General features: G+C 49.8%; 22 protein-coding genes. 2 read left to right on the forward strand and 20 right to left on the reverse strand.

Annotated elements, in window-relative coordinates:
• Nucleotides 1-123: 123 nt before the first annotated feature.
• The 20 genes from OSH09_RS03100 to OSH09_RS03195 all read right to left on the reverse strand — a co-directional run bounded on the left by OSH09_RS03100 (nucleotide 124) and on the right by OSH09_RS03195 (nucleotide 15,426).
• Complete coding sequence (locus tag OSH09_RS03100; RefSeq protein WP_266120114.1) at nucleotides 124-390, reverse strand: hypothetical protein; 267 nt, start codon at nucleotides 388-390, stop codon at nucleotides 124-126.
• A 15-nt stretch (nucleotides 391-405) separates the two neighbouring features.
• Nucleotides 406-1,428, reverse strand: a complete 1,023-nt coding sequence (virB11, locus tag OSH09_RS03105) for a P-type DNA transfer ATPase VirB11 (protein ID WP_266120115.1) — start codon at nucleotides 1,426-1,428, stop codon at nucleotides 406-408.
• On the reverse strand, nucleotides 1,397-2,509 hold the full coding sequence (gene virB10 / locus OSH09_RS03110) for a type IV secretion system protein VirB10 (protein WP_266120116.1): 1,113 nt from the start codon (nucleotides 2,507-2,509) through the stop codon (nucleotides 1,397-1,399). Before virB10 ends, virB11 begins: the two co-directional genes overlap by 32 nt.
• The gene (locus OSH09_RS03115; RefSeq protein ID WP_266120117.1) at nucleotides 2,506-3,618 is read right to left on the reverse strand and encodes a TrbG/VirB9 family P-type conjugative transfer protein; all 1,113 of its coding nucleotides are present in this window, start codon (nucleotides 3,616-3,618) and stop codon (nucleotides 2,506-2,508) included. Before OSH09_RS03115 ends, virB10 begins: the two co-directional genes overlap by 4 nt.
• A gap of 20 nt (nucleotides 3,619-3,638) precedes the next feature.
• A complete protein-coding gene (locus OSH09_RS03120) occupies nucleotides 3,639-4,325 on the reverse strand; it encodes a virB8 family protein (RefSeq protein ID WP_266120118.1) in 687 nt (228 codons plus the stop codon).
• Entirely contained in the window at nucleotides 4,318-4,464 is a 147-nt protein-coding gene (locus tag OSH09_RS03125) for a conjugal transfer protein (protein ID WP_266120119.1), read from the reverse strand. Before OSH09_RS03125 ends, OSH09_RS03120 begins: the two co-directional genes overlap by 8 nt.
• Nucleotides 4,465-4,558: 94 nt before the next feature.
• Nucleotides 4,559-5,497: a type IV secretion system protein gene (locus OSH09_RS03130; RefSeq protein ID WP_260466875.1), complete on the reverse strand. Its 939-nt coding sequence runs from the start codon at nucleotides 5,495-5,497 to the stop codon at nucleotides 4,559-4,561.
• A gap of 12 nt (nucleotides 5,498-5,509) precedes the next feature.
• On the reverse strand, nucleotides 5,510-6,196 hold the full coding sequence (locus OSH09_RS03135) for a type IV secretion system protein (RefSeq protein ID WP_266120120.1): 687 nt from the start codon (nucleotides 6,194-6,196) through the stop codon (nucleotides 5,510-5,512).
• A gap of 107 nt (nucleotides 6,197-6,303) precedes the next feature.
• Complete coding sequence (locus OSH09_RS03140) at nucleotides 6,304-6,666, reverse strand: hypothetical protein (RefSeq protein WP_266120121.1); 363 nt, start codon at nucleotides 6,664-6,666, stop codon at nucleotides 6,304-6,306.
• 77 nt (nucleotides 6,667-6,743) lie between these two features.
• Nucleotides 6,744-9,197 carry a VirB4 family type IV secretion/conjugal transfer ATPase gene (locus OSH09_RS03145; RefSeq protein ID WP_266120122.1) on the reverse strand — a complete coding sequence of 818 codons (2,454 nt, stop codon included), beginning with the start codon at nucleotides 9,195-9,197 and terminating at the stop codon, nucleotides 6,744-6,746.
• 11 nt (nucleotides 9,198-9,208) lie between these two features.
• A complete protein-coding gene (locus OSH09_RS03150; protein WP_266120123.1) occupies nucleotides 9,209-9,565 on the reverse strand; it encodes a type IV secretion system protein VirB3 in 357 nt (118 codons plus the stop codon).
• Nucleotides 9,566-9,568: 3 nt separating this feature from the next.
• Nucleotides 9,569-9,892, reverse strand: coding sequence for a conjugal transfer protein (locus OSH09_RS03155; protein WP_125303242.1), 324 nt, complete (start codon nucleotides 9,890-9,892; stop codon nucleotides 9,569-9,571).
• A gap of 236 nt (nucleotides 9,893-10,128) precedes the next feature.
• Entirely contained in the window at nucleotides 10,129-10,527 is a 399-nt protein-coding gene (locus tag OSH09_RS03160) for a hypothetical protein (protein ID WP_125303239.1), read from the reverse strand.
• Nucleotides 10,528-10,556: 29 nt separating this feature from the next.
• On the reverse strand, nucleotides 10,557-11,219 hold the full coding sequence (locus OSH09_RS03165; RefSeq protein WP_266120124.1) for a lytic transglycosylase domain-containing protein: 663 nt from the start codon (nucleotides 11,217-11,219) through the stop codon (nucleotides 10,557-10,559).
• 9 nt (nucleotides 11,220-11,228) lie between these two features.
• Nucleotides 11,229-11,906 (reverse strand): TrbM/KikA/MpfK family conjugal transfer protein, encoded by a 678-nt coding sequence (locus OSH09_RS03170; RefSeq protein ID WP_266120125.1) that lies wholly within the window; start codon nucleotides 11,904-11,906, stop codon nucleotides 11,229-11,231.
• Nucleotides 11,907-11,995: 89 nt separating this feature from the next.
• Nucleotides 11,996-12,331: an H-NS histone family protein gene (locus OSH09_RS03175; RefSeq protein WP_266120126.1), complete on the reverse strand. Its 336-nt coding sequence runs from the start codon at nucleotides 12,329-12,331 to the stop codon at nucleotides 11,996-11,998.
• A gap of 19 nt (nucleotides 12,332-12,350) precedes the next feature.
• Complete coding sequence (locus OSH09_RS03180) at nucleotides 12,351-12,578, reverse strand: hypothetical protein (protein ID WP_266120127.1); 228 nt, start codon at nucleotides 12,576-12,578, stop codon at nucleotides 12,351-12,353.
• Nucleotides 12,562-12,894 carry a plasmid mobilization protein gene (locus OSH09_RS03185; RefSeq protein ID WP_266120128.1) on the reverse strand — a complete coding sequence of 111 codons (333 nt, stop codon included), beginning with the start codon at nucleotides 12,892-12,894 and terminating at the stop codon, nucleotides 12,562-12,564. The genes OSH09_RS03180 and OSH09_RS03185 overlap by 17 nt, the downstream gene beginning before the upstream one ends.
• Before the next feature lie 148 nt (nucleotides 12,895-13,042).
• Nucleotides 13,043-14,110 carry a tyrosine-type recombinase/integrase gene (locus tag OSH09_RS03190; protein ID WP_266120129.1) on the reverse strand — a complete coding sequence of 356 codons (1,068 nt, stop codon included), beginning with the start codon at nucleotides 14,108-14,110 and terminating at the stop codon, nucleotides 13,043-13,045.
• A 971-nt stretch (nucleotides 14,111-15,081) separates the two neighbouring features.
• Nucleotides 15,082-15,426 carry a hypothetical protein gene (locus tag OSH09_RS03195; RefSeq protein WP_266120130.1) on the reverse strand — a complete coding sequence of 115 codons (345 nt, stop codon included), beginning with the start codon at nucleotides 15,424-15,426 and terminating at the stop codon, nucleotides 15,082-15,084.
• Between the two features lie 774 nt (nucleotides 15,427-16,200).
• Here OSH09_RS03195 and OSH09_RS03200 point away from each other — a divergent pair.
• Both OSH09_RS03200 and OSH09_RS03205 read left to right on the forward strand, forming a co-directional pair.
• Entirely contained in the window at nucleotides 16,201-16,371 is a 171-nt protein-coding gene (locus OSH09_RS03200; protein ID WP_266120131.1) for a hypothetical protein, read from the forward strand.
• A 1,483-nt stretch (nucleotides 16,372-17,854) separates the two neighbouring features.
• Complete coding sequence (locus OSH09_RS03205; RefSeq protein WP_266120132.1) at nucleotides 17,855-18,139, forward strand: hypothetical protein; 285 nt, start codon at nucleotides 17,855-17,857, stop codon at nucleotides 18,137-18,139.
• The last annotated feature ends 328 nt before the right edge of the window (nucleotides 18,140-18,467 follow it).

The following is an 18,467-nucleotide window of genomic DNA, read 5'->3' on the forward strand; positions in this document are numbered from 1 at the left end:
TAGCATGGGCACAGGGGTGCTGCAGCTTGGATATGCGTCCCTGTGCCGTTCAATAAAAAAACCGCTTCATGCACGTAGAGCGTGCGTAGCGGTTAATCGTTGCGGAGGGACTGGTACAGACGTTCAGCGATAAATCGAAAGTTCGTTGCCCAGTTTGAGACTACGACGCGGTTGAAGACCTGGCAGCCCATGTTCCTCAAAGAACTCTCGTCGGGCGCGTAGCCATTCTTTGTAGCGCCAACCGTACCGCTCATCCCACGGGTAGCTGGCATCAATGTCGGATGCGATTTGCTCCAGGTTCTTTCGTTCCGCTCGGCCGTCGTTGTAGACATCGGCCATCAAGTTGTAGGAATAGACGGCGAAGCCAATGCCTTCATAGGGTTCATTCATATCGATTTCCTCCAATCAGGTGCTCAGGTCTCGACGGCGTGGTTGATAGAAAATCTCACGTAGTTTGAAACGATCAAAAAACAGGACGATATCGACTGTATTTCGCAAGAAGGCCTGTATGGTCGCCAGATCTAGCTGGCCGCCAGTTGGTGATTGCTTGATCAATGAGGCTAGGCGGTCGTAGGTGTCCAGTGAGCTATTTGCGTGTGTTGTTGAAATAGATCCTGGGTGACCCGTATTGAGAGCAACTAAATACTCCCAGGCCTCACCGCCACGTAATTCCGCCAGAAATATCCTGTCAGGCGATAGGCGCATACATGCGGCAACACAGTCGGTCGCTGTCACACGGCCGTGGCTACCGCCATAGAGCATGTGTACCAAGTTTCTGTGGTTGGGGAGGATTAGTTCATGGACATCCTCAATCGTGATGAGGCGCTCCTCTAGTGGTACACGTTCTATCAAGGAGCGGGCAAAGGTTGTTTTCCCAGAGCCTGTCTTGCCAGCAACGATGATATTGCGGCGAGCCTGAACTGCCTCATGCAGAAAACGTGCAATCTGACCTTCGTTTTTTAGTTGAAGTAGGAGGTGATCAGTCGGTGTAAGACCGCTTTCGTCGAGTAGGTCCAGGCTGTCACAAACCTCGTTGAAAGCGCCTTCTGCTTCCAGCTCATCCAGTGTTTTGACTAGCTGGGTGTGCTTGCGGATATTGATTGCAATGGTGCTATCCAGGCAGCCAGGCGCTTGTACGATTTGTCCCCGTTCACCGTCTGGCAGTATGACCGACATGATGGGAGCTGGTGCCAAGCCGTTAAAGACAGACAGTGAGAGCGATAGACCCTCTAAGCTAGATAAGGTCAAAGGTATGCACTCGTGCTCATGCCAGGCTCCGTGCTGACGCACAAATACGGAGTAGGGGCGCACGATTGCAAGTTCTGAAATAGTGGGGTCTTTAAGATACGGTTCGAGTGGCCGTAAGGCTGCCCGAACCGCAATCCCTCGGTCCACACTATTGACGGTAATGGGTGGGTTTGAGGTCATAAACTTTACTGAAGTCCAAGTCGCGGGCGACCATGATTCCGACTCGTTCGCCCTGGTTCTTATACAAGGTGGGGGGAATATCCAGTGAGTGCTCCAAAATCTTGGCAACGACTTCTTGGCCACCCTCACGGGTGTTATCAAACCTGATATTGCCGTCTCCCTTGTTCCCTTGATTCGATGCCCAATTGCCTAAGTCGCCGAGGAGACTGAGTAAAATGGCATTGCCCAAGCGATCCCAAAAGTGGTGATCAATGGCACCGTCAACGCCCGCTTCACCCAACGGACCCGTCCCGGGCGAGCCGAGGTTAAGAATGACGCCACTGGGTGTTTCAAGGCGATGCCATGTCACAAATGCACGTGGTTGCCCCTGCTCGATACCGCCGCTTTGGTAACCAACAAATTTGGTTCCAGCGTCAATCAGGACAACCTTCCCGTTCGCACTCATGACGTTTTGGGTGGCGTTGCAGGTCAGCATCCCTGCCTGCGCTGTGACTAATCGAGTTTGCATGACGCAATCGATCATCGTGCCTTGAGTAATCAAGAAATTGCGATTCCCTAGTTGCCCCGCCACAGAGGGAGCAAGCTCTAGCGGGCGCAATTGACTCGCTAGTGGGCCGGCATCAGCCTGAGCAGTTGCCGAGGTTCCAACGTGTTGTTGTGTGTGCTGTTGCCCCTGCTCATTGCTCTGAGCGCGTAACGGACTGCGTAGCCGTCGAGCATCAACACCATTGATCAGGCTTGGAATCATGGGCAAAGTGATAGTGCCAGTTTGCTCTTTGGATGATGTGTCAATTGCAGAGGTATCTGGCTTAGATGCAGGTGTAGGGCTTGGCTGCGTCTTTAGCTCAGGTAATCGAAGCAGGTTGCTGATACCACTGGTGGTGGGATCTGCATTCTCAACAGGGGCTTCAGCACGAGTGCCTGTCATTTTCCAGATGACGATTGCAATGATGCAGATACCGATCACGAGGCAGAGCCACAGAAAGCCACGGGCACCCGGGGGCAAGGGGCGACGCGTGCTTCCGGTGTCGCTTGGCCCCCGATCATCAACATCATTTGAGTTTTTTTGGCTGATGCTCATTTCAAATACTCCTCCGTTTTGAAAATGTGAGTCAAACCACGGCTCTGTGCTTGCCAGGCATCCGCATTGCTATCGATGAGCAATATGTTCCCAGGCCGAATGGTGGTGGTTGCGGCGTATGCTTGCCCCTGTTCATTGACTGGTTGGACGATTGGCAAGCGGCTTGAGCTGAAGGTCATGAGCGTTTTGCCATCCTTTTGTTCTATGTGTTCGGGGCCCAGTTCAAAAGCCTGCGGATCGTAAACCGGTTGAGCCGGATAGGCGGTGGCGGCAGGGCCAGCAGAGGAGGGCAGGGAAAGCGGTTTAACACCATGGACGACACGCTCAACAGAGGGAGAGGCTGTTCCTGTATGTGGCTTTGTGGGTGTCTGTCTAAATGCGGCGTTATGGATTGCGACTACATTGCCTCCGAGCCGAATATGCCAACGTGCGCTAGTGCGATGTAGCACCATCGTTCTGTGATCGGCCATGTGGTAATTCGTGAGCACTTCCTGGCCATCTTCAGTGACTCGATAAATGGCGGGGATTTCGGCGGTTGGTGCAAACTGCATCCAGGTTTGATGGCCGTCATCCCAAGCGTGTATCGGGGCCAAATCAAGGTCGCCACTCTTAGAATATGCTTGCCAGTTCACTGGAAGACCTACCTGAGAAAATGCGGCTTGAACGGTTTGTTCATGCTGCTGTTGGCGTGCTTCTATCGCTTCACTGTCGGGATAGCGCATGATCAATTTATAGAGGGCCTGTTTTGTCTCCCGCTCGTTGTGGTACTCGATTCGGAAGGTATAGTTCCGCCGGTCAGTGACTACGATCAAGTTGGTATCAGCTTGATCAACCACTGGCTTGAGAAACAGATGATTGGTGTATTCGGTAAATTCATAGGCTTCACTGTCACCGAATACATGAAACAGATAGTTTTCGCCTTCTTCTAACTCAATCATTGTTCCCACACCGATCACGGAATCGAGCTGGGTGACATTGTGAGGGTCGTAGTTGGCGTAGCGTATCCGGTGGTCGGTGCCTGCTTGTTTGGGCAGATCTAGGGCGAGTGCAGGCGTAGCGACCAGGCACGCCAGCGCCACCGCAAATGCCGTTTTGGCAAATCGGTTCATGGGTACTCCTTCAAGGGGATTTAACGTGAAAGGTCTGCGGCTAAGTCGTAACGGATAACTTGAAAGCCAAGAGGGTTGCGTCGAGCAACCGATTCGCTTAAGGGCACCTGGAGGTATTCGTATGCAACGGTGGCAATCTGGTGACGCTCTTTTTCATTGCGGCCGGAGCTGACGTCCCGTTGAGCGGTACTAAATCGAACAGTAGCGGTTTGATTGGCGCCCATCGTGATCGAGTGAACTTCAACATCCAGATTCGAAAGCTGGCCAAGTCGCTCAGTAGGAGCGTTAGGACCCTCAAAGCGCTTGCCGTATTGGGCCTGTATTGGCGGTGAAGAAAGTAGAGCGCAGGTGTCAAACTGCGCTTGGATGGTGTACCAGTTATAGCCTTCGCAATTAAGGACGTAGGTATTCAGAAAATACTTGTCGATGCGTTCACCATAACTTTCAGGGGTGTCGCCCAGGCTTGTGATGTGTTCAATGGCACCGGTTGTGTCATTGACACGGATGATGTGCGGTTTTGCTGGCTCTTTCAAAGGGGTTAAGCCTGCTACGGCAACGACGCCTGCAAATGCCAAAACGCCAAGAAAAATATTGAGTCGATGAGCTCGACGACGACTCGAAATCAGTTCGGTTTTCAAATCACGTTCCAGGCCCCGGCTCTTTTCCAGTTCTTCAGCGACATCGATGGTTCGGAGCTTTTTACTCATGGCTACCTCCGCTGGACAGAGGGGCCGTGAGATTGACCGGTACTCGTGGCGAGTCGGCTGGTTGTGGTGGGGCTGGCGGCGCAAAGGCGCAACCAGCCATCACGGCGGCTAAAGCCACCGCGGCAAGTTGTATTTTCATCGGGAATGACTCCTGGCCCAGCTATGCAGACTGTTGGGCTTTATGGAAAAGTGGAGGAGGAGATGGGTGGTGCTGTAGCGCGGTTAAGGACTTATTAGCGAATCAACTTCCGAATCAAGCTACCTGCGCGCATGGCGTTCATGGCACCGCGGCCCGCACTGCCAAGGCCAAATTGGGCACCAAAGCCGCTGGACAGGCTTTGGGCAAGGCCAGGCAACATAACGATGATGACAATCGTGGCAATCCCCACGAGAAAGTACCCAGCGATCAATGAAAGAAGTGATGTGTCTCCTTCGGTCAGTAGCCGTATGAGCATGGCTATGTACGAGAGGGTTAGCTCTAGCAAAATAGACATGATCAGTGCGCCTAGTAATGCCAGGATCACAAAGTTCAGAGCCTGTGACACCCAACTGTCAAATAGCCGTTCCGTGCGCTCAAATGCTAATGCGGCTATGAAAAATGGCCCGGCTGCTACCACTAAGGCCATACCAACTTTGATGACAATCATCAGCACCGCTACAGAGGCACTAATTATCGCGGTGACTACAGTTAAGAAGCCTGCATAGATATTGACCAGGATGTTCTTGCTACTTGGATACCAGTTTGTTTCTGAGTCCTCCATGGTGGCCGCTGCTGATTCGGTCCTTGCCCGAAGGGTGTCGATACTGTCGGAGAAGGTATTGCCGCCCGCGACGATACCGGCAACATCGTCAGGCAAGGAGATCATGACATCGACAATATTGGTCTGATAGAAACCACCGGCTGTCGCGACCCCCGCAATAAGTGCCACTCGTATTGCTTTCCACATCAGCTCAATGACGGTCATGTTTCCATAGCCACGCATAATGGCCATGTTGTAGAACAAAAATTGCAGGGTTAGCCCAACGACAATGATCGGAGCCAAGGCCCGGGCCAGTTGCTCAATGGGTGTCGCTATAGCGGTATTCAAAACGACATCCACTTGCCTCATCAACCACTCGCCAATCCGGTCAATGTTGGCTGGCTCGGATATTCTGTTTGCATCAAAAGCCATAATGATCTCCAGTTATGGAGTTGCTTGTCTGTTTCTGCCGCCAAACCAGCCCCCGTAGACGACATTGCCGCGCTCCTCCAGCAGTGCCGATTCGGCAGCAAACTGTTGCTCCGCCAGTTGAATACGGGTTTGGTCTGCCTGAATGTTCGCTTGCTCAATCGCAATGCGAGCTTGCAACTCTGCGATTTCCTTCGGGTTACTTGTCTGATTGATTTGGGCCTGAAGGCCATCAATCGTCTCAAGTCGTTTAGTCATCGCGTTGTACGCCTGTTCAGACATGGCCTTTTTTGTCGCCGCAATGCGTACAGATCGTTCACGAAGCGCTTTAGAGTCCTGCTGGAAGTTCACTGGTGCATTGACGTCTTCGGATATGGCACTGACAGAGCTTGAAAGCGTCGAGTTTTGGCCATCGAGGCGATTAAGAAGCGCAGAGGCATCGCTAGGTAGTGACTCCCGCATCATTCGCCGAACATCGGCATTTTCAAGAACGTAGCCAAAGCCCGAGGAGTGGGTTAGTGCTTGAACTTGTGCTTGCGCCTGTTGGAGCTGAGCACGCGCCGTCTCCAGTTGATCCAGCAAGGCGTTGAGCTGGGGGATTGAGTTCACATCCAATGTAGGGATGCCACCGGCTGAGTGGCTGGGTGATACAAGTGAAAAGGCAAGGCAAAGCCCTGCTGCAAGCGCAGAAATGCTTTTCATAATTGCTCCGAGGGATACAGGGACGCGCCAGGACGGCGCAAAGAGATGGCCAGTAAAGACTGGCCATCAAAGGGGCGATCTGGAAGGTTGGACTACTACAACTAAGTCTAGTGACTGCTGGCCGCTTTGTATTGATCCGCTGTCACTCTTTTGAATGTGATGGTTTTATCATCGATATCACTTAATGAATCATTGTCGCCACTGTATTTGACTTGCTTTTTCTCTCCTATAGTCAAAATACCGTTTCCTTTGTATACCCCTTTTTCAATATCCCTTGAAAATCGACCGAAATTAAGTTGATTGATATTTACAAGGAAATCGCTGCCGTCAGGTTTGATATGCATGGAAACAGGGCGTTTTTCGCTGTCTTGGAGCCAGTATCCCGCGAATTTTTCTTCTTTTGTTTGGCAGCCAGTAATTAGGCTAATTGCAATTAGGCTGGAAGCAAATATTAATCTTCGTTTATTCACGCTGGACTCCGCTTAATAAATATTGGATTTAATTAACCTCGCAATAATAGCTAAGAATTAATAATTATGTGATTAAGTTAATGACTAATCAGTTCGACTGGCTCCTCACCTTTACGAGCTCGTTCGGCCCGATCAAAGTAAAGAGGCAACCATGTGGCTGGGTCATCGCCAACCTCGGCAATCACCTGTTTAGCAATCGTGGCCATGTCGGGGCTGCCGGAAAAAACCAAAAGAGCTTCAGGGCATGTAGATAGATCCAACTCGGCGACCGTGACGCTGGAACCCTGTTTGATGACGAATTGACGGCTTTTTTCTCCAAGTTGTTTCACTAGCTCAAACTCTCTAGCGCTTAGCCCAAAGTCCTTCATGTAGGTTTCGCGCTTTGCTCGTGGGTTTGGAAGGAAAATGAGCGTTCCGGCCTGTTGGATAATCGAAGGTCCGACGGGGTTTTCTGCAATGGCCTCCGGCTCCTGGGTGGAGAACGCCAGCACGCCGTTCTTTTTACGGATGGTTCTAACCGCGTCCTGCATGTCGTCCTGGTAGTGCTTGTCTTTCAAAGGATGTTGGCACTCATCGACCAAATTGATTATCCGTCGTCCGTCATGCAGAGCCTGACTGCGATGTCGTATGTACATCGTCGCTGCGCCGCGAACATGCTCGTCATCAAGGATTTCAGTAAGGTCAAAACCAAAAATGGGATTGTGTCCTTCAGGCACTTCCAGATTTAGCCTGTCCGTTGGGTTATCAAAAACCCAGCCATATTCACCGTCACGCCTCCATGGCAAGAGGCGCTTATGCAGGGTGAGCTGCTGACCTTCTTCCTGGTAATAGTCAGGCAGATATTGGAGAAGGGTATGGATACCTCGATCTTCTTTGTCAATTTCCAGGATTAGCATTTCCACTGCTTTCGCAATGTCTTTTGCTTCCTTGGTGGAGACCGTTTCACCACGAAGTCCGGCTAGGTGCGCCACCAATTGGCGCATGAAGGCCATGTTTTTGGGTGTTGGGTCCAGTTGGAAAGGCTGCCAGCCAGTTGGTAAACCCAAGCGGAGGGTGAAGTATTGCCCACGCAAGGCCAATACAAGTACATGGAGTCCTTCATCTTTGTCCAAGATAAGCGCCGTTGCACCAAACTTCTGTGCTTGAGTGAGCAATACCCCTTGCAGAACTGTTTTGCCGGTCCCGGTGTATCCAATGATTAAGGTGTTACCTGGTCGGCGTTGGCCAGTCTCGTCGACCTCTTCAAGTGATACGTGGTAATTGAAGAAGAAGGGGGCACCTACAACTGACTTAAACATCGTTACGGCAGGCCCCCACGGGTTGCCTGTCGCTTTGCCTGATAGCTGATTGTGGAAGCTGTTCAAGCAAAGCAAATTCTCGCTCGTGATGGCGACGGGACGAGTTCGCCAACTCCAATTCGCTGGTAATTGGGACCAGAAGCCAGCCTCCAGGGCTTTTTCAAGTGGCTTAACAACTAAACCGCGATCGGCGAACCTTGCTCTCATATCGGACATGGAGCGGCGCAGTGAATCAGCGTCGTCTCCCCAGATCAACATGGTTGCGTGATGATCGCCAAGCCCAAGGTCGCCAGTCTCGATCTTTTCGATCACTTTCTTCAACTGTTTGACTTGACCCGGTGCATCATCATTGGAGTCTTGAAGTAGTTTTTTGTGTTTTTTGACGAGCTTTTTGGCGGCCGAGTTGGTGAAGCTACCCCATGATTGAGTGATGACATACTCATAAGGGCTGGACAAGATAGAGTCCAAGTGGCCAGGCCGTACTTGTCCCGGCTTGCGAAACAATTCCAGCATTCCAAATTTTCGTGTCCTGGTAAGGGTTCGGATTTCACCTAGTTCGCCATAGCGCGAGAATACGGGTCGCGCAGACGGCAAGCTGTCCCACAGGTAGCCATCCGTCACTGGCACTGCATGCCATTCACCAGAGAGCAGGAATCCCAAAAATTCACCTGGCTCACTAAACGCATACCCATTTCGATCCACAATTCTCAGGACTTCAGCGTCATAGCGATGCAGCCCAGCAAGAATGGCGCGAACAGCCCCTTTCAGATCCTCAATGGATTCGGTTTGCCATGCCTTTAGACGTTCAGGAGATGCTTTTTCAAGCGATGCCATCACGCCCAGTAATTCATCTGCTACGGGATGAATAGAGACGGTCAGGTAGAGTTCGTTGATCTTCAAGGCATTTCTGTCATTGAAGGTTGCGCGATAGGAGTCATCGAACTGCCGGGCGAAGACTTGTGAGAATTGGCTGTTTGGGTATTCAGTCACGTAGCGACCGATGATATGCGTATATAAGCCCAGCTTGCCGAGTGGCAAACCACGAAGGACGTTATGCAACGCTTCAAGCCAGTCATTTTGATCTTCCAGGCTGGCGGCCATGGCGGAGCGGCCGCTGACCTTGATGACCGCCAGGTACTCATTGCCTTTGTCCGCAATAATTTCGTCAGTAACGTGGTGTGAGTACGGTACGTAATGTGATACCGGACGCTCCTTCAAAGTCAGCGCGTTCATTACTTACTCCTTTATTTGTGGCGCCAGGGGCGGCGCGCTGAGAATGAGGTTGGGGCGTAGCTGGAACCATTCCAAAAACTTTTGTGGCGGTTTTTGAATCGTGTCTTCAGCTCCAACCCCCAGATCTCGAAGGCTTTGTCATCAGATTTTGTAATCCAGGCCAGCCATGGGATCACAAAGATCAAGGTGGCCCACATGTACAGACCGATGAACATGGCCAAGATGGCGACAGAGGACAACGTGCCGAGGAAGACCATGGTGGGTACTCCCATGAATGTTGGCTTTCTACCTAAACCGTTGAACACGAGATAGTGAAATGGCTTTAGTTCAGTTTCGTCATCATCGTAGTTGTCTGGGTTGTTTGCCATGTCTTAACCTCTCCAGAGCAGCGCCACGATTTCGATAACTGAGCCTGCGCCAATAACGCCAATAGCCCAGCGTGTGGCATCTTCTTTACGCATGATCTCAGCGGAGTACAGGACCCAAATCACCAGACCAGCAATCACGCAGGCGATGGGCAAAATAATGATAAGAGCGTCACGGAGCGCTTCCAGTGTCGTTTTTGCTTTATTCAAGCCCCCAATCGCTTGGGCGTAGGCCATATTGGTGGTCAGCATTGCCAAAATGGCCGACTGGTAAACATGGCGCATGGCTCGGTTTCGCGCTAAACGGGTCAGGTATTGCTTAACAAACATGCATAGCTCCTTGGCCTGGTGTCAGAAAACACCGGGCATTTTGGTTAAGAAAAGGGATGTGTTTGCCCGAATGGGCGCTGATAAAAACTGGTGGCCGGTATTTGCGGCCGTAAGCAAAGAGGCGCTGCCTCTCTGAACTCTCCGCCCTCGCCGACGGGAACCTCGGGATCAGTGAACTACGAGACGTTGTCTCTTCGCCCCTGTCCTCGGAAATAGCGTATGTTGCTACGGTCGCGTCAAGGGGCCGTGTCCTCGCCCGATAGGCTGTGGGCCGCACCAACCCCTTGACCCGTCATCCGCTTGGCCAAACGACGTTGCCGAAGTTGCTCAAAGTACTCACGATGCTTTACTAAAAGCGAGAATAGGCCGTAGGCAAAGCCGTACAAGATCCCCAAGCTCACCCAATCCATCTGAATAAGTTGGTCTAGCAAGTAATTAATATTCACTTCAGTAAGCAAGTCGTTGATTTCATGACTTCTCCCTCGGCTTAGCATAAAACCAAGGATGGGCAAGCCCAGAAAAACGCACAGGCCGATAAGGGAGCTCCAGATCAAAGACATGACCGCAAGAAGACTGCGAGTGAAGCGGTTCTGTTTATTGACAGATAGGGGAGCCCTAAGAGGTGTCAGTTTCATAAAAATATCCTTTGGAGTTTTGGAATTGGCTAGGCTGAGGGCTGTACTAGGAACGCTGGTGTGACTTCGTTTTGTATAGGTGCTTCCAACGATTTGTTTTCTGTATTGACGAAACCATCAGTGACTCTCTTTCCGGTAAAGCCATCTGGTTTTCCCGTTTTCCTGGGCTTTTGCTGCCTAGATTCTTCCGCGACGAGTACAGCCTCATTCTTAATAGCCTTGATAGCTGGTACTTTCACTCCAGCTTGCGCTAGAACTTTGCCAACATAGCCATTGCTAAAGCCACGTTCAAAATTGCCGGTGTTATAGCAAGACAAGGCAGAACGTAGAGCCTGCTGCTCATCGGCTGACTGTCGTAAGGCTCGCCGATAACAGTCCGTCAGAACTGTTTGAGCAGCTTTCAGATTTGTACAAGGATCAAAGACCGTTTCTGTTGTCAATCCAAGCCAAGCCCAGTTACGAACATTGATCTGGCCAAGACCTGCATCAAAATCAATGCCACGGTCAATGAGATCGTTAGCAATTTGTGCCGCTTGTTCGTAGTCAGTTGGCTGTTTCTCCAGCCGTTTACCTTTATTGATACCGATCGCATACACCTGGGCCGTTGATTCATGTCGTATCAGGGCTGATAACGTTGTTTCATGAATATCGGGCGCACATATGGCGGCCAAAAGCGCGAATTCTGCTAGCACGGCTCTCTCTCAATGGTTGTTCCCAGTGCCTGCGGTGTCGTCGATATTGCGACGCGGATCTTCAAACGAGTAATGCCAATTGTTGGCCCAGCTACCAGTATGTTCAGCATTCCATTTTGATTGGGCTGATACATAGCCTCTGGCTGGAACCCAATAGCCCCCACGGTTTGGATCACCGACGTACTTAATGCTCAAGTCGTATGTCCATTCATGGTCGTTGTAGACAACGCAGTAGCTGGGCAACTTAGTTAGGGTGACTGTCTTGATAAGGGACAAGTCCCGAATGGCGGGTATGCCCAGATAATTCGAGCCCACAACTCGGTAGCGGTAGATGTCTTTCCCGTATGTCGCATTGAGATAGTCAGGATCGCATTTACCTGCTCCGCGAGAGATGGCATCCATACGTGCCGACATGCCGGGTTCAGTTGCAACTGGGCACATACCCAGGAAAAAACGTCTAGCGTCTACAGTGGCTTCCCAGTCGAGCATGCCTTTGGCGTATTTGCGAATGTCAAAGTAATGATTGAGAGAGGCGGTGCATTCGCCTGGTTGCAGGCTGCTGGATAGGCATAGGACGGCCTCGCAAGCCAATCCGGGAAGTCCAGTCAAAACTTCGGACGTTTGGGCATAAGAGGTGGACGCGCAGGCCAACGCCAGCGCACCCAATGAAATGGGGAGCTGTTTCATGATTACTCCAAATGGATAGAAGACGATGGCGCTGGGCCACAGAACGACTGGAAGGGAGAGGGCGGAAGGGGAGATGCCCTTCTTTTGTATTACTGCGGGTTGGTGGACGGGGTGGGAAGCAGGTAGAGTTCACGCGACTCACCTGCGGCTTCAGCTGCTTTCATCCAGCCTGGGGTACGGCCTCTGCCTGACCAGGTTGCACCGCTTGGGTGTTTGTATTTGACTGTGGGCGAGGCACTTGGCTTAACACCTGGATGGCGAAAGGCCTGTGCAATCTCGTCAATGGTTAGGTCGTTGTCCCGCATGGTTCGTACGATGTCAGCAAGTACATTCTGGCGGGTCTTGCGTTTGATAACTTCTGCTTTACGCTGAAGGCGGGAAATTTCTGCGTTGATTGCTGAAATGGTCTTGAGGTCATTGATCATGATGATCCTTGTTGTTGTGTTAACGAGTGAGCCATCTCCAGATTGACGAGCAAAACTTGGTGACGACGGCAATCATAAAAACCCACATGAATAAGTGTGCAAGAAAGGCGATCGCTTGCAAGATCCAACTTCCGCCAGACTCAGGGATAGAGTTCCAGGCAGAAAGAACAATAAGTGTTGCTACTACTCCGAGGATGAAGGCACGGCCACTTGATTGTTGCTTGCCTTCTTTATGTGCGGGTTCCATGTGACATCTCCGTGTGAGCTGGCATGTATCCCATGGTCAACATGCTTTTGTGCGTTTGATTGACTTGTTCGGGTTGAACCAAGACCCGTAGCAGCATCAGGGTTTCCATTTGAGTGGCTGGTGAGTGTTGGTCTAGCAGATTCTCTAGAGCATGGCGCAGTGACGCCAGCTCTGATTGCATGGATTGAGAAGTGGTCAGCAGTTGGCGAGCATATTCTGATGAAGATAATCCGGCTAAGGCCGCTGCTTCGCTTAGGTGCTGGCGTTGCGATGGCGTTATGCGTAAGCGCAACAGTTCCGACAGAGGTTCTGCCATAAAGTCTTTCCTTGGATAAAAAATGAGTTGTTGAGCGCTTGATAGACTGGGCTTAAACCCGGTAATTACCAGGGGAACGAGTTCCCCTTTTGTCCCTATGCAGGTTCAATTCCTGCTGGTTGTTGGGTAAGAGCATTAAGGAAAAAACTTAAATGTTCCATTGCAACCAATGTGGTCTATGCAATGGATGCTTGATACCGAGAAACTCATTGTGAGCTTTGGGGCTGGGCATTGATAAAATTTCCTCTATCTTTTGGCCTAATATCTGCCAAGCCTCAGCTTTTTCTTGAGCATAATCGTGGTGCATGTAGTGGCGACGAATTTTAGAGCCAGAAAGCACATGGTTCTGGCAGCGGTCAATGACCTCTAATGGTATGCCGAGCGACTGCATCATCGTTGCACCAGTCCTTCTCAAGTCATGCGGTGTCCAATCGCCACGGGAGCCATTCGCTAACACTAAAGCATTGCTGTTAGCCCGGCCTTTTAAAGAGTCCGTTCGATTTTTAAAGCGAATCTGTCTATCTGCTATTTGTTTTGTGATGCTCTTCAGGTCAACATGATTTTTATTATTTCTGGATGGAAAGCACCACTGGCTATGACCTGTAATTCTAAAAAGTTCTACAAATTTTGTATGTATAAACTCTGACATGAATATCACATGATCTTGCGTGCTGCCTTTTGTTGTCTCTCTCGGTAAGTACCAAATTCCAGATTTAAGATTGACATTCTCCCATCTGGATTGTAATAACTCACCGATTCTGCATAGAGACCCTAAGCAAAGCCATATGGCAAGTTTTGATTTTTTATCCAGTACGGTGTGACTGCTCTCCGATAGGATTTGGTGTAGTTCCCAAACTTCAGCACTTGACAGCACACGCTCTCTAGCAACTTCATAGTCCTTCGGGATGAACTGTTTGAGCGCTATTTGCGAAGCTGGGTTGGTCAGTCCTATGGCTTCGCACCATGGCTCCGTCTGCATTCCCCACTTAAATAGCTGGCGGAGATTGTGTAATGTTACAATCGACAGCCTTGTGACACCGCGTTCTCTTTGGCTGAGTAGCACTCCTAGAAGATGCTTTGAACAAATCTCATCCAATGGAAGCTGTCCGATGACCGGTAAAACATCTTTACTGAATAGTCTTTCAAGTTCGCTGTTGTTGTCAGCACGAAATACGCCGTTATTAATCCAGTCATTAAAAAAATAAGAAAATTTCATTTCTTAAACTCTCTTATTTTTATTTCAAGAGATTTTCTAATTTCGCATTTTTTAATTTCTTCTCTTTGCCTCTCTGTGATTTTAATATCATGTGGTTTCATAATGCTCGCACCAAATTTAAAATCTATATGATATGACGGGTGAGGATTTATAAATTTCCATATTTATTAGTAGGTGGTTAATAGTTTAGGTGTGAAGGCTGCGATCCCTTTCATGGGGTGCAAGGGGTCGAAGGTTCAAATCCTTCCGTTCCGACCAAATTTATCAAGGGCTTACAGCATTATTGTTGTAAGCCCTTGTTCATTGTTGTTTGGGATTCAGTTTTCACTGCTCACCCCGTCTTCTCAGTAGCGTGACCACGGGTGCCTCTTCGGTATTGCGGGCAAGCTTCTCAACTTCGGTCAACTGCTTGAATAAACCTGCGGCTGATCAATGGGTTGTGATTGAGCAATTTGTATGGCCCCACAGAACCAGCCCATCCTTCAAATGCGTTTCCGCAGCGCGTAACCTTCTCCCGAACCTGTGTTTCAGGTCATGCACTCGCACAGTGCTGAAACCGGCGTTAGCGGGGCGGTTTATATAAATTCTCCCATTTTTCTGCTGCCCGCCGCCTAGCTGCGCGCCAGCCCGTGGCATTCATGCGCGCCATCGGACCACCCTGGAATGGAAAGACCCATATGGGATCTTGTCTCTGCTAGCCCGAAACAAGGGAACGGGCGACGGTATTTAGAACTACTAGCCTGTCCTCGTTGTTCTTGACCCCTGACGTTTCAAACCGGCAGCCAAAATTCTGGATAGCCTTGAAGAAAGTGGGCAGGTCAGCTCAAACAGGCTTGGAGCAATGAATGGCGGTTCCGCCTTGTATCAATGGAAACCAGGACAATATCAGCAAGCACCACTGTACTTATAGGTTTTGAACAAACCCGCCAATCGAGAGATCGGCGGGTTTTATGTTGCAACGAAAACACTCGTTACTGTCGCGTTTTGGCGAACTCTATATCCTCAGCGGATTCTATGTGAGCCATACGAGATTCAAACTTGATAACAACCTCAGCGATAAGCTCTTCTTTTTGACTTGTTCTTTCATTTGCGTTACCTGTTGGGCCATCCTTTACCCCTTGCTCCGAACGTATGGCTAGTCGTTGGTGGCGGTAAAGGTCACGGTATTTATCACGTAGCTTGCGGCTTCGCTCAAGCATGCTTCGTAATTGTGGTTTGGTGAGCTTTTCTATTTCTGTAGGAGAGTGCGCCACATCAAATAACTCTAGCTCTGTCGAGGTGAGAAGTTTTTTTACAGCCGCTCTATTGAATGTCATCTCTAGTTCTCCGTCAGAATAGTATTGTGTTGCAGTATGAAGGAAGCTTAAGGCTCACGAACCATATTATGTTAAGAAAAAGTAGATTTTAAAAATGTAATGGATAGTGACTTAGCTATTAATCTTGGTTTAGCTACTGGCTACAGTTCTTATTACGTAATTGGTGACATAAGGACGCACAAAACACTAGACGGCTGCCAGGCCTGGGGGCGTAGGTGTTTAATATGAAATAACGTAAACTTTATTTCAGGGCGCCTGGCTTAATAAGTTTCCTTCAGGTACGCAGCTCACTTTTTCTATTGATTACGGGAATTAACGTCTCATTCTCTTTTAAGGGAAACCCCTAGTTTTGGTCTCCCCGGCCAGTTCAAGCTGGTCATTTTTTGTTTGGGAAAAGAAATTGCCGCTGACAGCAAAACAGCGTTGCTTCGTGGCTGAGTATCTCTTAGACCTTAACGCCATTCCGAATAGTGATGCGCTACGTGGAAACGGAGACCACCTGGGACCGGGAGAGCCGGAAATAGTGGCCTCGTCTGATATTTATGAGTTATTCCCTGGGAGGCTGTGACTGACCCATTCAAGCCGTTCGAGTCGGCTTAAACAATGCCTGCTATGCTAGCTCAAGTGACAGGTTATCCGTGATGATTGACCTTTCAGCAGTACTTACGCACATTAAGGCATTGCCGGGCATATCCCCAGCCTGTTTCCTGCTGCCAAGAATAAAACGAGGGAACGTAAAGCAAGAGCAAGTTTAACCAAACTGGAGAGATTTTCATGGGCAACAAAATTGTTACTGAAGCCTATCGTAAGCGTACTCCTCCTCCCGCCGCTCCCAAGGGCGTGACCTTGAGCACAAAAGGCCTGGGCCAACAAGGTGTTAGCCAGGAGCGTGGCGCGCATACCCGCAGCAAGAAAAGTCCCGGCAAGCGCGCGCATTCGAGTTAATTTCCGGAGGAGTTAGCCACCAGCGTTCTTCTGCCTGCCTAGTGATGACGCTGACCCTAGGTCTTCACGCTTGTTTGTGTGTGCGTGTGCGACATCCGATAGGGGAAGAGCCTCTACCCGCGCAGTTTAGATTACCGAGCTGACACGACGGTCGGTAGCTGCTTGGGTCGTTGTGGCGTGCTTACTTTTATACGACTTTACCTTGCGTATTGAATAGTAATTTTGAGGCACTTTAATTTTATATTGGACAAGCCTAGGCCTGAGACGCCTCAGTGCAGCGGCTCATCTTCTGTGGGCCCCTTCATGACTACACCCCACATCCTAGGAGGTAGTTGATTGTTATCGTGAGGTCGGTCGAAAATATAATCGGCCAAGCTTCCCGGCCAAAGTTTGAAGCCTATATTTGTTTGCCACTTGTCTTTTTGGTATAGCCAAAGCGTATCGCAAGCCGTGCATCGAAAGAGCATTTCATAGCCATGTCTGCCTACGTCGTCCAGTTGAGTAAGGGGCTGCAGAAGTTCGTGCGGTACGGTAGGCTGAAGAGAAACGATTAAGTTTTGACACTGGGCACAGAGAGTATTTTTATAGAGTGCTCCCATGGCTTTCTCCAATGAATGAAGTTGGAATAGCACGTATGGCACGTATGTAATTTTTAAAATATTAATACCCGCTTTGGGATGCTTCGTGCCTTAAATGAAACTCCAAAAAAAGCCCGCCTAAGCTGGGCTGATTGAGGGTTAACGAGTGATGCACTTTACTTTTACGCAGGTTTATCCTTGGCGCGATGAGACTGTTTCGCATCGTGCTCGCCTTTGCTGGTGCCTGTCGCAGATTTATCGCCCTTCGGTGAGGTAGGCTTTGATGATTGAGGATGCTGACCGGGCTTTTTTGTCGGTTGCTGCGTCTTGGTACTTCTCTGAATTTAGGAGAGTGAATGTGTTTGAGCTGTAGGTCCCTGAAAGCAAGGTCTGTTAGACGCAAACACATAGGAAGTCACTCGATCTATTTGGGGTGAGGCAGGTCACTTTTTTTCGACGACAGCGGCGTGTCTGAGGAAGATGGGCGCCTAGGGCCATCATGCTGTTTATTTTCAAATGTTGTCGCTTCATTCTGGGTAATATCTCGAGGTTTTATGTCGGGCGCCGTCCCCGCTTTGTTTCTGGAAGCGAGCCTGAGTTTCGACGGGAGTCGAAACCATTCTGCTAGCATTTCCAAGGATGAGAATTTATAGGGCATACGTCACTCCTTGCTTGACCGGCAAAGAAGTTGCTCAGGGGGCCGAGGCGCAATGCCAGTAATCACTTAGGGGCAAACCACGAAGGACTGTATTCATCCTAGTCCCGTTCAGTCGGATGCACATAAACTCATTTGTAATTCATTGTATTTTAAGGATATTTCTAGCTTATGCACTCTGAATTATTGCGTTATAGAAAGCGCAGTGGGACTATACTGAAGCCTATACAGGCTTACCTCGGAGTGTGCGATGAAGACTGAATCACCAGCAGGGCGAACACAGTGGGATGATGACGGCGGATCCCAGTTGAAGTCCTTGGCTATATCCCGCGCCGTGGATCATTTGGATGATGAAGATAGGCTGGTATTAGAGTTCTTGGGCGCGTCGCTGTTGAGTTTGTGGGATGATTTGCCAGCCAGTGAGCGACAGAAGTTGCTCAACACGCAGGCAATAAAAAACGCGTTTGACAAGGCTGAGATTAAATCGCGTATCCAGCGCTTAGAACTGCACTTGAAGGAGGGCAAATACAAATGACGGATCTAACGTTGAGCTGAAATTCTTAGCCTTCAGAAGCAGGGAAACAGGTTTTAAAAGGAGGGGCTTGAACGTGAGTCACGGGTCTACCATGATCGTATTTGGCCCTTGATGATTGCGACAGGAGCCGATTGGGACCGCGCCCGCCCTTCGCGTCTTAGCAGTGCATGTGCCAGTTGCGAGATAGGCTATCCCATTGATATTCCCTCCCCGACATAAGCACTACCCATTAGTAAGCAGCGATTATCTATAATTCTTAGAAATAAATAGGCTGCCTTAGGGCGGATGAGTTCTCGCAAGTGCTACGGATCTAGGCGAAAAAAAGCCC

The organism is Alcaligenes parafaecalis (assembly GCF_026344135.1).
Classification (GTDB): domain Bacteria; phylum Pseudomonadota; class Gammaproteobacteria; order Burkholderiales; family Burkholderiaceae_B; genus Alcaligenes; species Alcaligenes parafaecalis.

Bases quoted from the DNA above. Each gene is read 5' to 3' on its own strand.
- OSH09_RS03100 (WP_266120114.1), bottom strand. From the start codon at position 390: ATGAATGAACCCTATGAAGGCATTGGCTTCGCCGTCTATTCCTACAAC.
- virB11 (WP_266120115.1), bottom strand. From the start codon at position 1,428: ATGACCTCAAACCCACCCATTACCGTCAATAGTGTGGACCGAGGGATT.
- virB10 (WP_266120116.1), bottom strand. From the start codon at position 2,509: ATGAGCATCAGCCAAAAAAACTCAAATGATGTTGATGATCGGGGGCCA.
- OSH09_RS03115 (WP_266120117.1), bottom strand. From the start codon at position 3,618: ATGAACCGATTTGCCAAAACGGCATTTGCGGTGGCGCTGGCGTGCCTG.
- OSH09_RS03120 (WP_266120118.1), bottom strand. From the start codon at position 4,325: ATGAGTAAAAAGCTCCGAACCATCGATGTCGCTGAAGAACTGGAAAAG.
- OSH09_RS03125 (WP_266120119.1), bottom strand. From the start codon at position 4,464: ATGAAAATACAACTTGCCGCGGTGGCTTTAGCCGCCGTGATGGCTGGT.
- OSH09_RS03130 (WP_260466875.1), bottom strand. From the start codon at position 5,497: ATGGCTTTTGATGCAAACAGAATATCCGAGCCAGCCAACATTGACCGG.
- OSH09_RS03135 (WP_266120120.1), bottom strand. From the start codon at position 6,196: ATGAAAAGCATTTCTGCGCTTGCAGCAGGGCTTTGCCTTGCCTTTTCA.
- OSH09_RS03145 (WP_266120122.1), bottom strand. From the start codon at position 9,197: ATGAACGCGCTGACTTTGAAGGAGCGTCCGGTATCACATTACGTACCG.
- OSH09_RS03150 (WP_266120123.1), bottom strand. From the start codon at position 9,565: ATGGCAAACAACCCAGACAACTACGATGATGACGAAACTGAACTAAAG.
- OSH09_RS03155 (WP_125303242.1), bottom strand. From the start codon at position 9,892: ATGTTTGTTAAGCAATACCTGACCCGTTTAGCGCGAAACCGAGCCATG.
- OSH09_RS03160 (WP_125303239.1), bottom strand. From the start codon at position 10,527: ATGAAACTGACACCTCTTAGGGCTCCCCTATCTGTCAATAAACAGAAC.
- OSH09_RS03170 (WP_266120125.1), bottom strand. From the start codon at position 11,906: ATGAAACAGCTCCCCATTTCATTGGGTGCGCTGGCGTTGGCCTGCGCG.
- OSH09_RS03175 (WP_266120126.1), bottom strand. From the start codon at position 12,331: ATGATCAATGACCTCAAGACCATTTCAGCAATCAACGCAGAAATTTCC.
- OSH09_RS03180 (WP_266120127.1), bottom strand. From the start codon at position 12,578: ATGGAACCCGCACATAAAGAAGGCAAGCAACAATCAAGTGGCCGTGCC.
- OSH09_RS03185 (WP_266120128.1), bottom strand. From the start codon at position 12,894: ATGGCAGAACCTCTGTCGGAACTGTTGCGCTTACGCATAACGCCATCG.
- OSH09_RS03190 (WP_266120129.1), bottom strand. From the start codon at position 14,110: ATGAAATTTTCTTATTTTTTTAATGACTGGATTAATAACGGCGTATTT.
- OSH09_RS03195 (WP_266120130.1), bottom strand. From the start codon at position 15,426: ATGACATTCAATAGAGCGGCTGTAAAAAAACTTCTCACCTCGACAGAG.
- OSH09_RS03200 (WP_266120131.1), top strand. From the start codon at position 16,201: ATGGGCAACAAAATTGTTACTGAAGCCTATCGTAAGCGTACTCCTCCT.
- OSH09_RS03205 (WP_266120132.1), top strand. From the start codon at position 17,855: ATGAAGACTGAATCACCAGCAGGGCGAACACAGTGGGATGATGACGGC.